The following is a 13,237-nucleotide window of genomic DNA, read 5'->3' on the forward strand; positions in this document are numbered from 1 at the left end:
GAGATCTACCATGGCCAAACTCAAGACCACCGCAGCCGAACTGGTTGCGGCTGCCCGCGCCAGGATTGTTGAGGTCGAGACACCGGATGCCATCGCTATGGTTGAAGATCCGAATGTGGTTTTTGTCGATTTGCGGGATGTACGCGAACGGGAACGGTCGGGATTTATCCCCGGCAGCTTTCACTGTCCGCGTGGGATGGCCGAATTCTGGATCGACCCGGACAGCCCTTATTTTAAGGATATCTTTGGTCAGGAGGACAAGAAATTCGTGTTCCACTGCGCCTCGGGGTGGCGATCAGCAATCACCACCGCCACGCTGAATGACATGGGGTTTGAGGCCGCGCACCTCAAAGAGGGTTTTTCGACATGGGCCGCGCAAGGTGGGCCGGTCGAAAAGCCATGATCCCGACGAAGTAGCCAAACGCGAGTCAGGGCGGGCGGCCCGGATCAGCCGACGTGCCAGAAATGCGCGACGAGCAACGTTGCGCCAACGCCTAGCGCCAAGCCCAGACCGGACCACAACAGGCGTCCCGGCCAGCGGCGCGACGCCTCGGGCTGGCTGGGTTGCGCCTGACGAATCAGCGCCGCCTCGACCAGTCGGGGCAGGCGCGGACCAAAACGGGCCATGACCATCGCTGTTTTCCCCAGATCACGCGCCACCGCACGCGGGCCAATCGAAGTTTTGATATAATCCTCGACCACCGGCTGCGCGACTTTCCAGATGTTCATATGCGGATTGAGCGACCGCGCCACCCCTTCGACCACCACCATCGTGCGTTGCAGCAGGATCAGTTCGGTTCGCGTCTCCATGCCGAAACGTTCGGTGACTTCAAAGAGATAAGACAGCAACCGTCCCATGGAAATCCGCGTCGCATCCATACCGAAAATCGGCTCGCCCACCGCACGCAGGGCGCGGGCGAATTCATCGACGTCGCGGTCGGCGGGCACATAGCCTGCCTCAAAATGCACTTCGGCGACGCGCATATAGTCGCGACGAATGAACCCGAACAGGATCTCGGCATAGACGCGGCGGGTATATTCGTCGATATGCCCCATAATGCCAAAATCGAGCGCGATCACATCGCCATTGGGCGCCACCTTTAGGTTGCCCTGATGCATGTCAGCATGAAAGAATCCGTCGCGCAGTGCGTGCTTGAGAAAGAGTTGCAGAACCCGCTCGCTTATCGCGATGCGATCATGACCGGCGGCGTCGATCGCGTCATTGTCCCCCATCGGCACACCGTCGGCCCAGCCCAGCGTCATCACGCGGCGTCCCGACAGATCCCATTTGACCGAAGGTAAGGTGAAGCCGACGTCATCCGCCGTGTTCGCCGCATATTCCGAGGCAGAGGCAGATTCCAAACGCAGATCGAGTTCGCCCATCACCACACCTTCGAAATGGGTGATGACATCCATGGGATGCAATCGGCGCGACGCGGGCGACAGCCATTCGATCAGCGTCGCCGCCAGATAGAACGCGTCGATATCCTTGCGAAAGGCACGTTCGATCCCGGGGCGCAGCACCTTGACCGCGACGGTTTCGCCGGTCTCGGCTATTTCAGCGCGGTGGACCTGCGCGATAGAGGCCGCAGCCACCGGATCGCTGAATGTCGAAAACAGCTTATCTGCCGGTTCGCCCAATTCCATCTCAACTGAGGCTTTGGCTTCGGCGACCGAGAACGGCGGCAGCTTGTCCTGCAGCACGCGCAATTGCACGGCCATGGCATCGCCCACCACATCCGGGCGCGTCGAAAGCACCTGTCCGAATTTGATATAGGCCGGTCCCAGCGCGGTCAGCGCCCGCGTGGCCGGTGGCATCGTCACATCGCCTTCGTAACCCAGCCATTTGAACGGCCAGCCAAGCACCCGCGCGGCCATGCGCAGCGGCCGGGGCGCGTCCACAGCATCCAGAAAGACGCCCATCGCGCCAGTCCGTTCAAACGTGGCACCGGTGCGGATCAGCCGCCAGATATTGTGCGGTCCACGCATGTCAGAGTTTCCAGCCGGAATGCAGGCAGGCAACACCCATCGTCAGGTTACGATACTTTGCCTGCTCGAACCCGGCGGCACGTACCATGCCCAGAAAGGTTTCCTGATCCGGGAATTTTCGGATCGATTCGACGAGATACTGGTAAGAGTCGCGGTCCCCCGCGATGATCTGACCCATCGCCGGAATCACGTTGAACGAATAGCGGTCATAGGCCCATTGCATTGCCGGGCTGGGAATCTGGCTGAATTCCAGCACCATCAGGCGCCCACCGGGTTTGAGCACACGGAACGCTTCGTTCAGCGCTTCTTGCGGGCGGGTCACATTCCGGATGCCAAAGGAAATCGTGTAGACGTCGAATGTGTTGTCCTCAAAGGGGAGCGCCATTGCATCCCCTACAACCCAGTCAAGCGATCCGGCCATCGCCTCGGCCTCGGCGCGTTTGCGACCTTCGATCAGCATCGGTTCGGTCAGGTCAAGGACTGTCGCATGACCGCGCCCGGCACGTTTCAGGAAACGGAACGATATATCGCCAGTCCCGCCAGCCACATCCAGCAAAGTTTGCCCGGCACGCGGTGCCAGCCAATCCATCATCGCATCCTTCCAGACGCGGTGAATCCCCATCGACATGGCATCGTTCATCACGTCGTATTTCGACGCGACCGACCCAAAGACGCCCCGCACGCGCCCGGCCTTTTCATCCTCCGGGACAGTTTCAAAGCCGAAATGCGTGGTCTTTTCATACGGTTCAGTCATAATTTCGATCCGTTCGCGCCAGTGTGCCGTAGCATTTGTGCATAAAGAGATGTGGTGCAAAGAACAAACAGTCAAATCCGCGCAAGTGTTCCGCAGCGGAGAACCCGGAAATTGGGTCCACTTGCTGCTTTTGGTCCGGGCCGTGCAGGACGAATACATGCCGACAACGTTGCCGGGCAGGAAACTGGTCCGCGTTCAGTAGGGCGACATCCGGACACCAGAACCCAGACTAAAGCGCCTGTTCACTCTGGGTGCGGCGTATTTTCTTCGGAGGGGTCTCCGGCCACTCCGACCTATGTCGGGGGCAGACGACGTTGCGTCCCATTCTGATCACTACTCTAAAGATTAATGGATACTGACAAAGCGTCATTCATTCCTCTGATCGGACAGCATATACTGGTCGCTCTGCCCCGCATGATCCTGACTGGATATCCGAATGCCCGAATTACCCGAAGTCGAGACTGTTCGTCGTGGCCTCGCCCCCGTGATGGAGGGGCAGAGGATCGCGCAGGCCGACGTAAACCGTCCGAATTTACGATGGCCGTTTCCACCGAGCATGGCGGGGCGGCTGACGGGGGCCAAGGTGTTGCGGCTGCGCAGGCGATCGAAATACATCCTTGCCGATCTGTCCTCTGGCGAAACACTGTTGATCCACTTGGGTATGTCGGGGCGGATGCTGATATCAGGCGATCCGTTGGGCCGGTTTGTGCAGGAACACCCGGCGGCGCAGAAACATGACCATGTGGTGCTGCATATGGAATCGGGTGCCCGCGTCACCTTTAACGATCCGCGACGGTTTGGCGCGATGGATCTGTTGGCGTCAAACACTGTCAATATGCACCCGCTGTTGGCCGCAATCGGACCCGAACCGCTGGGCAATAGCTTTGATGAGGGATATCTGATTTCTCGGTTTGCCGGACGGAATACACCGGTGAAATCGGCACTGCTGGATCAAAAGACCGTCGCCGGGTTGGGGAATATCTATGTCTGCGAAACACTTTACCGGGCGCGGATTCATCCCGCGCACAAGGCAGGGCGCATCGCTGCTGCACGGGTTGGGGCGCTGGTCCCAATCATTCGACAAGTCCTGGAGCAGGCCATCGAGGCCGGCGGATCCAGCCTGCGCGATTTTCGCCAGGCTGATGGGGAATTGGGGTATTTCCAGCACAGCTTTGACGTTTACGGGCGCGAAGGCGCGCCCTGCCGAACGCCTGACTGCCACGATTCTGTGCAGCGACTGGTCCAATCCGGTCGGTCAACGTTCTATTGTCCGACTTGCCAGAGATAGCTTGAATACCGATCCCGAAGTGGTAAGGCTTCAATTTCTGACCGAAACAATCGAAGGCATGTTTCATGGCCTATGAGACGATCATCGTCGAAGTAGAAGACCGCGTTGCTACCGTAAAACTCAACCGCCCTGATGCCCTGAATGCCCTGAACACCCAGATGCTGGGTGAGCTGGCTGCGGCGTTGCGGGATCTGGATGCCAACGACAAGGTTCGCTGCATCATCCTGACCGGCTCGGCCAAGGCGTTTGCCGCCGGCGCGGACATTAAGGAGATGTGCGAGAAAAGTTTTGTCGAGATGTTCCTGTCCGATTTCTTTGCCAGTGAGCACAAGGCCATTGGGCAGATCCGCAAACCGATCATCGCCGCTGTTTCTGGCTATGCGCTTGGGGGGGGGTGCGAATTGGCAATGATGTGCGATTTCATCATCGCCTCGGACACGGCCAAGTTCGGCCAGCCTGAAATCAACCTGGGCGTGGTCGCGGGGATTGGCGGCACACAGCGCCTGACCCGGCTGGTCGGCAAATCCAAAGCGATGGATATGAATCTGACAGGTCGCTTCATGGATGCCGAAGAAGCCGAGCGTTCCGGCCTGGTCAGCCGCGTCGTTCCAGCCAAGAGCCTGATGGAAGAGGCACAGGGGGCCGCCGCCAAGATTGCGGACAAATCCATGCTGACGACAATCGCGGTCAAAGAAGCGGTGAATCGGTCGTACGAAACGACTCTGAGCGAGGGTCTTTTGTTCGAGCGTCGGCTGTTTCACGCCATGTTCGCCACCGAAGATCAAAAAGAAGGCATGTCTGCCTTTCTGGAAAAACGCACGGCGCAGTTCCGCGACAAATGACGCAATCCGCAAAGCGGCGGTTTTCCTGTTTGCATTTGCGCATAACTGCCTTATAGGACGCCGCTACATGCGTGTGATGCCCGCTCTGGCAAGAATCGATCCCGAGCTGTGCTCTTGGGGCAGGTGTCCTTACACGACGACATTTTGACCTTTAGACACTGGGAATCGACACATGGCCAATACGCCGCAGTCCAAAAAACGCGCAAAGCAGGCAGATGCCCGTTTTGCTGTCAACAAAGCCCGCCGCTCGCGGATTCGCACATTCCTGCGCAAAGTCGAAGAGGCGATCGCATCGGGTGATAAGGACGCCGCGACTGCCGCATTGCGGGCGGCACAGCCCGAACTGATGCGTGGTGTGACCAAAGGCGTGTTCCATAAAAACACCGCTTCGCGCAAAATTTCCCGGCTTTCTTCGCGGGTTAAATCGCTCGGTTAAGCCGACCCCGATATTGGGTAAAATTGCAAAAGACACCACTATCAGTGGTGTCTTTTTGCATTTTATTTGCGCTTGAACGGCTTAACAGATTCTTTTCCGTGGAAAGCTGAGTCAAGCGTGAAGAAGAGTTGTCGGCCCTCTGCCAACGCTGGTACCTTCACCAAGCGAGTCACATCGCATTTCGGGGGGACATGATGGCGAACGCGCTGCCACAGCTTGGTGGTCAGCGGTCGCATATTCGAACTGGTCAATTGACCAGGGAACAAAGGCGTTGCCTTTGAACATGTCCGTATACAACTGCCGATCGCGGGCAGTTCTGATGTTTTGGGGTGGGGCCCCAAAATGCTCAGGCGCGCGGTTCGGAGAATATACCAACAGGTATTTGGCCTTTGCCGCTGCGGCAAGGGACCTGACCTGTCGTCGCGAATGCATGTGGCTGATGCGCGTTTGGGTGTGACCGCGCAATGTGTTGTTGGGGCACGATCTTGGGAATGGAACTGAGGAAATATGACACAGGAACAATGGGGCGCGTTGCAGCACAAGTTGTGTGAGACGGTAGGCGAGAACAATTACAAGACGTGGATCAAACCACTCAGCTACGATGGCGTGAACGAAGGGGTGGCCCTCTTCAAAGTGCCAACAAATTTCATGAGCACCTATGTGTCTCAGAATTACGGCGACCTGTTGCTGGCGCAACTGTCGACCGTCACGACGGAAATTCGCAGAGTCCAATTCAAGGTCGCAAATGGAGAGCGACCGCGCGTTGCGGCACCGGCCGCGCGTGTGGAACCAACTGCCCCCAGTAGCGATCTGCTGCGCGGCGCACCGCTGGACACGCGGTTCACCTTTGACACCTTCGTCGTCGGTAAACCCAACGAACTGGCCCATGCGGCTGCGCGCCGCGTCGCCGAAAACGGCCCGGTCACGTTCAACCCCCTGTTCCTGTATGGGGGCGTTGGCTTGGGTAAAACTCACCTGATGCACGCCATCTCTTGGGAACTGCGGGCCCGCAGCCCGGAACTGAACGTGCTGTATCTTTCGGCGGAACAGTTCATGTATCGATTCGTTCAGGCACTGCGTGAACGCCGGATGATGGATTTCAAAGAGATGTTCCGTTCGGTCGACGTGCTGATGGTTGATGATGTTCAGTTCATCGCCGGCAAGGACAGCACGCAGGAAGAGTTCTTTCACACCTTCAACGCGCTGGTGGATCAACAAAAGCAGATCATCATTTCTGCCGACCGCGCCCCGGACGAGATCAAGGATATGGAAAACCGTATCCGGTCGCGGCTGCAAAGCGGTCTGGTCGTTGACCTTCACCCGACAGATTATGAACTGCGCCTCGGCATCCTCCAGACCAAGCTTGAGGCCCATCGCGCGCTGTATCCCAGCCTCGGCATTGACGGCGGCGTACTGGAGTTTCTCGCGCATCGTATCTCGACCAACGTCCGGGTGCTTGAGGGTGCGCTGACCCGGCTGTTCGCGTTTGCGTCGCTGGTGGGCAAGCCGATCACGATGGAATTGACGCAGGATTGCCTTGCTGATGTCCTGCGTGCATCCGAACGCAAGGTCAGCATCGACGAGATCCAGCGCAAGGTTGCCGAGCATTACAACATCCGTCTGGCCGACATGATCGGGCCGAAACGGTTGCGCAGTTTTGCCCGTCCGCGTCAGGTTGCCATGTATTTGTGCAAACAACTCACCAGCAGATCGTTACCGGAAATCGGCCGCCGTTTTGGTGGCCGGGACCATACCACGGTGATGCACGGCGTGAAACGGATCGAAGAGCTTAAAATTCAGGACGGACAGATCGCCGAGGACCTGGAATTGCTGCGTCGCGCGCTCGAAGCCTGAGCCGCGAAAACAACAAACGTTGCGCGGGCTGCCGTTGGGTGGCCTGTCGCCCTTGACGCTTCTGCAAAACAATCGGACAAAACGCATAAATCGGTTGGAGCAGAGTGTGCGCCGGGCTACGGTGCACCCCCGACCAAGCGGAGAGGGTCAAGAAATGAAGTTCAGCATGGAACGCGGTGCGCTGCTCAAGGCAGTGTCGCAGGCACAATCAGTCGTCGAGCGCCGCAACACGATTCCGATCCTCGCCAACGTGCTGATCGAGGCCGAAGGCGACAGCGTGATGTTCCGCGCCACCGATCTGGACATCGAGGTGCTGGACAAGGCACCGGCCCAGGTCGAACGCGCCGGTGCCACGACAGTATCTGCCGTCACCCTGCACGAGATCGTGCGTAAACTGCCCGACGGCGCGCTTGTCTCGCTCAGCGAAGATGGTGCTTCTGGTCGATTGACGGTTGAGGCCGGTCGCTCGACCTTCTCGCTTGCCACGTTGCCCAAAGAAGATTTCCCGGTCATGGCGACCTCGGAATATACTGCCAATTTTTCGGCCCCGGCGCAGGTGTTGCGGCGGTTGTTCGACAAATCGAAATTTGCGATCTCAACCGAAGAGACGCGGTATTACCTCAATGGCGTCTACATGCATGTGGCAGACGGTGACGGCGGGCAGAAACTGCGCTGCGTCGCAACCGATGGCCACCGCCTTGCCCGGATCGACGCCGACCTGCCCGCCGGAGCCGTAGCCATGCCGGGCGTGATCGTCCCTCGCAAGACGGTGAACGAGATGCGCAAGCTGCTGGATCAGGACGACATGGCGATTGCCGTGTCGGTGTCGGAAACCAAGGTGCGCTTTGCCACGCCGGACATCACGCTGACTTCCAAAGTGATCGACGGCACATTTCCCGACTACACCCGAGTCATTCCGCAGGGCAACACTCGCAAGCTCGAAGTCGATGCCGCCGAGTTTGCCAAGGCTGTCGACCGTGTCGCCACCGTCAGTTCTGAACGCTCGCGCGCGGTAAAGCTGTCGCTGGATGAGGATCGGCTGGTCCTGTCGGTCAATGCGCCGGATTCTGGCGCCGCCGAGGAAGAGTTGGCTGTGGCCTATGGCGACGAAAAGCTGGAAATCGGATTTAACGCGAAATATCTGCTGGAAATCGCCAGCCAGGTGGATCGCGAGAATGCGGTATTCCTGTTCAACTCTTCGGGTGATCCGACCCTGATGCGCGAAGGCAATGATCTGTCCGCGGTCTATGTCGTGATGCCGATGCGGGTGTGACGTACCCGACCCACGTTGCGCCAACCGGTCTGATGCCCCTATCGGCACGCCGGTAGGAGGCCCTGGTGCCGCTCTATCTCGAATCCCTGACCGTTTCGCACTTCCGCTCGCATAAGCGGGCAGTGGTTTCGGTGGACGCGCGCCCCGTTGCTTTGTCCGGCCCCAATGGTGTGGGTAAGACGAACCTGATCGAAGCCGTATCGCTGTTTTCACCCGGTCGCGGGATGCGCCGTGCGTCAGCGCAGGAGATGACCCGACGCCCCGAAGCGCTGGGGTGGAAAATCACCGGCCTGTTGCACGGGCCGCAGGGTAGTCACGAGGTCAGCTTTCTCTCCGAGAATGGCGCGCCGCGTCAGGTCCGTATTGACGACAAACCGGCATCGCAGACCGCCCTTGGCCGCATCGCGCGGGTGCTGTGGCTGGTGCCGTCGATGGACCGGTTGTGGATCGAGGGTGCCGAGGGTCGGCGGCGGTTCTTGGACCGCATGACGCTTAGCTTCTTTCCAGATCACGCCGACTTGTCGCTGGACTATGAAAAGGCGATGCGCGACCGCAACCGGCTGCTCAAGGACCAGGTTCGCGATGCGGGGTGGTACGCCGCGCTTGAGGCGCAGATGGCCCGCACTGGCGCTGCGATCCACACCAACCGGCTGGCAGCGCTGGCGCAGCTAAGTATCGCGCAAGCAAGTGCCGAGACCACCTTTCCCGCCGCTGATCTGGCGCTGATTCAGACCGAAGGCACCCTGCCCGAATCCGAGGACGCCCTGCGCGCGGCATTGGCCGACAGCCGCCCGCGCGACCTGATGGCCGGGCGCAGCCTTGTCGGGCCGCACCGCGCCGATCTGCTAGGCACATACCAGGCCAAAGATGTGCCCGCCGCCGATTGTTCGACAGGAGAGCAAAAGGCGCTGCTGATCTCGCTCATCCTGGCCAATGCGCGGGCGCTGGCACAAGATTTCGGTGCGCCACCATTGCTGCTGCTGGACGAAGTCGCGGCACATCTGGACGCAGACCGGCGCGCCGCACTTTATGACGAGATTTGCGCGCTCGGGGCGCAGGCGTGGATGACTGGCACCGGGCTTGACCTTTTCGACAGCCTCGGCGAAAGGGCGCAATATATTCACGTAACGGAATCTGGCGGTCTGTCCGCCGTGGCGGGGCCGACATGACGATTAGTATTGCCGATATCGCCCTTTATGCCGGGGCGTTGCTGATCCTGTTCCTGACGCCGGGGCCGGTCTGGGTGGCGCTGATTGCGCGGGCGCTGTCGGGTGGGTTTCAGGCGGCCTGGCCGCTGGCACTGGGCGTTGTTGTCGGCGACATCCTCTGGCCGTTTCTGGCGATCCTTGGGGTTACGTGGATCGTCAGCGTCTTTGCCGGGTTCATGACCTTTCTGCGCTGGGTCGCCTGTCTGACATTCCTGATCATGGGCGGCCTGATCATTCGCAATGCCGATGCAAAAATCTCGACTGACAACCGGCTGACACGGCCGGGCATGTGGGCCGGTTTCGCGGCTGGACTTGTGGTCATCCTGGGCAACCCCAAGGCGATCCTGTTCTATATGGGCGTGCTGCCAGGGTTCTTTGATCTGACCGCCCTGCGCTGGCCCGACATGGTGGTGATTGCGGGGATTTCGGCCATCGTGCCGCTGCTGGGCAACCTTGTGCTGGCGGCGTCTATTGACCGGGCAAAGCGGTTGCTGACGTCGCCGCGCGCGTTGGGGCGGACGAACCGGATCGCTGGATCGCTGCTGATTGCGGTGGGTCTGATCATTCCGTTCATCTGATTTCTCTGACACCGGCCGACGATGTCTGAACTGCTGTAGGGCGCCTGTTGGGGTGCCACAAAATATAGTGTCAGTTGCGTGACAATCCCCCTGGAAAACCCTATAACCCGGTCACCAAGAACAAGGAAAAACCGAATGGCCGATAACGAACAGATCCCCGAAGAATATGGTGCAAGCTCCATCAAGGTTCTCAAGGGCTTAGAGGCTGTTCGCAAACGTCCTGGGATGTATATTGGCGACACTGATGACGGCTCGGGTTTGCACCATATGGTCTACGAAGTTGTGGACAACGGCATTGACGAAGCGCTGGCCGGTCACGCAGACGCGGTGAACGTCAAAATCCACGCCGACAACTCGGTCTCGGTCAGTGACAATGGTCGCGGCATCCCGGTCGATATTCACGACGGCGAAGGCGTGTCGGCGGCCGAGGTCATCATGACCCAGCTGCACGCCGGCGGCAAATTCGACCAGAATTCCTATAAGGTGTCGGGCGGTCTGCACGGCGTCGGTGTCTCGGTTGTGAACGCGCTGTCCGATTGGCTTGAGCTGCGCATCTGGCGCAATGGCAAGGAACATTACGCCCGCTTTGAGGGCGGATTCACCGTCGAATCCTTGCGCGTTGTCGGTGACGCCAATGGCCGCAAAGGCACCGAGGTGCGCTTTCTCGCCTCGACCGAGACCTTCTCGAACCTCGAATACCACTTCGAGCAGCTGGAAAAGCGTTTGCGCGAACTGGCCTTCCTCAATTCCGGCGTCCGCATCATTCTTGAGGATGAACGCCCCGCTGAACCGCTGAAATCTGAATTGTACTATGACGGCGGCGTGCGTGAGTTTGTGAAGTACCTTGATCGTTCGAAATCGTCGATCATGGCCGAACCGATCTACATGACCGGCGAAAAGGATGACATCGGCATCGAAATCGCGATGTGGTGGAATGACACCTATCACGAGAACGTCCTGCCATTTACCAACAACATCCCGCAGCGTGATGGCGGCACCCATATGGCCGGGTTCCGTGGCGCGCTGACCCGGACAATCAACAATTACGCCCAAGCCAGCGGCATCGCTAAACGTGAGAAGGTCACCTTTACCGGCGATGACGCGCGTGAAGGGCTGACTTGCGTGTTGTCGGTCAAGGTTCCCGACCCCAAATTCAGCTCGCAAACCAAGGACAAACTGGTCTCGTCCGAGGTCCGCCCGGCGGTTGAAAGCATGATGAACGAAAAGCTTGCCGAGTGGTTCGAAGAAAACCCGAACATCGCCAAGGTCATCGTAGGCAAAATTGTCGAAGCGGCCCTGGCCCGCGAGGCGGCGCGAAAAGCGCGTGACCTGACACGACGCAAGAACCCGATGGATGTGAATTTTCTGGCCGGGAAACTCAAGGATTGCTCTGAAAAAGACCCCTCCAAGACCGAAATCTTTCTGGTCGAGGGCGACAGCGCCGGCGGGTCCGCTCAGACCGGGCGTGACCGTGGTACACAGGCAATCCTGCCGCTCAAAGGCAAAATCCTGAACGTTGAACGCGCCCGTTTCGACCGGATGCTGGGTAGTCAGGAAATCGGCAATCTTGTCATGGCGCTTGGCACTGGCATCGGGCGCGATGAATTCAACATCGCCAAGCTGCGCTACCACAAGATCGTCATCATGACCGACGCTGACGTCGACGGCGCACATATCCGTACCCTGCTGTTGACGTTCTTTTATCGTCAGATGCCCGAACTGATTGAGAACGGGCATCTCTACATCGCGCAGCCGCCGCTATACAAAGTTGCGCGTGGCAAGTCCGAGGTCTATCTCAAGGATCAGGCCGCGATGGACGAATACCTGATCCAGCAAGGCGCGGACAATGCGATGCTGCGCCAGGGCAACGGCGAAGAGATCGCCGGTCAGGATCTGTTGCGCGTGGTCGACGAAGCACGGCAGTTGCGCCGCGTTCTGGACGCCTTTCCCACACATTATCCACGCCATATTCTGGAACAGGCTGCCATCGCCGGTGCGTTTGTTCCCGGTGCCATTGACGCCAACCTTCAGGGCGTGGCCGACAAAGTGGCAGAGCGGCTGAACCTGATCGCGCTGGAATATGAAAAGGGGTGGATGGGTCGCATCACCCAGGACAAAGGTATCCGTCTTGCGCGTATCCTGCGTGGCGTCGAAGAGGTGCGCACAATGGATGGTCCCATGCTGAGGTCTGGCGAGGCACGTAAAACCGGCAGTTTTACCCAGAGCCTGCAAGCGATTTACAACCTGCCCGCCACGTTGGAACGCCGTGACCGCAAGCAACTGATCCATGGTCCGCTGGACCTTTTGGCCGCTATTTTGGAAGAGGGCGAAAAAGGCCTGTCGCTACAGCGTTACAAGGGCCTCGGAGAGATGAACCCGAGCCAATTGTGGGAAACCACACTAGACCCAGACGCACGTACTCTGTTGCGGGTCAAGGTTGATGACATGGCCGAAGCCGATGACCTGTTCACCAAACTTATGGGCGACGTCGTAGAGCCACGCCGCGAATTCATCCAGCAGAACGCACTGAATGTGGAAAATCTCGATTTCTGACGGTTTGTAGGGAAGCACATAAAATTGCGCGGCGCGTATAACTTTGCGCGTCGCGGATGATACCGAAAATATGAAGACCCATTAATTCAATAACTTACGTGATCGTCGCAAAAATACTGGACTTAGAGGTTCGCGCCAAGTTCGCTGCTTCTCTTTCAAACCTGAGTGTACTTTCAAATTGCCCCTCGGTCAGTCTTTGCCCATCGCCCATGACAGCGCGCACGTAGTTTGTATCCTCTCCGTCGTAGCTAAGCCTTTAGATTAAATTCTATATTCTCTCAAAAAATTCACTAAGGACAGTTTCGAACTGAGGACCAAGTCTGGCTTTTGCCATCCAGATGCCAGAAGCGCAGAAAATAGACTACCGCGGAATACGCGAGGCACCAAATATTGATGGCGAAAGCCGACTTTGGTTACTCGGTTTGACAGGACCGCGCAATGAGTGGAGCCTCGAGGCCATTT

Annotated in this window: 11 protein-coding genes; 9 read left to right on the top strand and 2 right to left on the bottom strand. The window is 58.6% G+C overall.

Annotated features, from left to right (window positions below):
- Positions 1-10 precede the first annotated feature (10 nt).
- Positions 11-403 carry a rhodanese-like domain-containing protein gene (locus tag IMCC21224_RS02955; RefSeq protein WP_047996835.1) on the top strand — a complete coding sequence of 131 codons (393 nt, stop codon included), beginning with the start codon at positions 11-13 and terminating at the stop codon, positions 401-403.
- A gap of 44 nt (positions 404-447) precedes the next feature.
- On the opposite strand, the gene ubiB is transcribed toward IMCC21224_RS02955, so the two are convergent.
- Together ubiB and ubiE are read right to left on the bottom strand one after the other, a co-directional pair.
- Positions 448-1,989 carry a 2-polyprenylphenol 6-hydroxylase gene (ubiB, locus tag IMCC21224_RS02960; protein WP_047994077.1) on the bottom strand — a complete coding sequence of 514 codons (1,542 nt, stop codon included), beginning with the start codon at positions 1,987-1,989 and terminating at the stop codon, positions 448-450.
- Between the two features lies 1 nt (position 1,990).
- Positions 1,991-2,743: a bifunctional demethylmenaquinone methyltransferase/2-methoxy-6-polyprenyl-1,4-benzoquinol methylase UbiE gene (gene ubiE, locus IMCC21224_RS02965; RefSeq protein ID WP_047994078.1), complete on the bottom strand. Its 753-nt coding sequence runs from the start codon at positions 2,741-2,743 to the stop codon at positions 1,991-1,993.
- A gap of 436 nt (positions 2,744-3,179) precedes the next feature.
- Here ubiE and mutM point away from each other — a divergent pair, with 436 nt between their 5' ends.
- The 8 genes from mutM (at position 3,180) to gyrB (ending at position 12,775) form a co-directional block, all read left to right on the top strand.
- Positions 3,180-4,031: a bifunctional DNA-formamidopyrimidine glycosylase/DNA-(apurinic or apyrimidinic site) lyase gene (gene mutM, locus IMCC21224_RS02970; protein WP_047994079.1), complete on the top strand. Its 852-nt coding sequence runs from the start codon at positions 3,180-3,182 to the stop codon at positions 4,029-4,031.
- Positions 4,032-4,096: 65 nt separating this feature from the next.
- Positions 4,097-4,873 (top strand): enoyl-CoA hydratase, encoded by a 777-nt coding sequence (locus IMCC21224_RS02975; RefSeq protein WP_047994080.1) that lies wholly within the window; start codon positions 4,097-4,099, stop codon positions 4,871-4,873.
- Positions 4,874-5,045: 172 nt separating this feature from the next.
- Entirely contained in the window at positions 5,046-5,309 is a 264-nt protein-coding gene (gene rpsT / locus IMCC21224_RS02980) for a 30S ribosomal protein S20 (RefSeq protein ID WP_047994081.1), read from the top strand.
- Between the two features lie 507 nt (positions 5,310-5,816).
- Positions 5,817-7,163: a chromosomal replication initiator protein DnaA gene (gene dnaA / locus IMCC21224_RS02985; protein WP_047994082.1), complete on the top strand. Its 1,347-nt coding sequence runs from the start codon at positions 5,817-5,819 to the stop codon at positions 7,161-7,163.
- A gap of 154 nt (positions 7,164-7,317) precedes the next feature.
- Positions 7,318-8,436 (top strand): DNA polymerase III subunit beta, encoded by a 1,119-nt coding sequence (gene dnaN / locus IMCC21224_RS02990; protein WP_047994083.1) that lies wholly within the window; start codon positions 7,318-7,320, stop codon positions 8,434-8,436.
- 62 nt (positions 8,437-8,498) lie between these two features.
- On the top strand, positions 8,499-9,605 hold the full coding sequence (gene recF / locus IMCC21224_RS02995) for a DNA replication/repair protein RecF (protein ID WP_156178087.1): 1,107 nt from the start codon (positions 8,499-8,501) through the stop codon (positions 9,603-9,605).
- A complete protein-coding gene (locus IMCC21224_RS03000) occupies positions 9,602-10,222 on the top strand; it encodes a LysE family translocator (RefSeq protein ID WP_047994085.1) in 621 nt (206 codons plus the stop codon). Before recF ends, IMCC21224_RS03000 begins: the two co-directional genes overlap by 4 nt.
- Before the next feature lie 135 nt (positions 10,223-10,357).
- Positions 10,358-12,775: a DNA topoisomerase (ATP-hydrolyzing) subunit B gene (gene gyrB, locus IMCC21224_RS03005; protein ID WP_047994086.1), complete on the top strand. Its 2,418-nt coding sequence runs from the start codon at positions 10,358-10,360 to the stop codon at positions 12,773-12,775.
- Positions 12,776-13,237 lie beyond the last annotated feature (462 nt).

Origin of the sequence: Puniceibacterium sp. IMCC21224 (genome assembly GCF_001038505.1) — a bacterium.
In the GTDB taxonomy this organism is placed as follows: domain Bacteria; phylum Pseudomonadota; class Alphaproteobacteria; order Rhodobacterales; family Rhodobacteraceae; genus Puniceibacterium.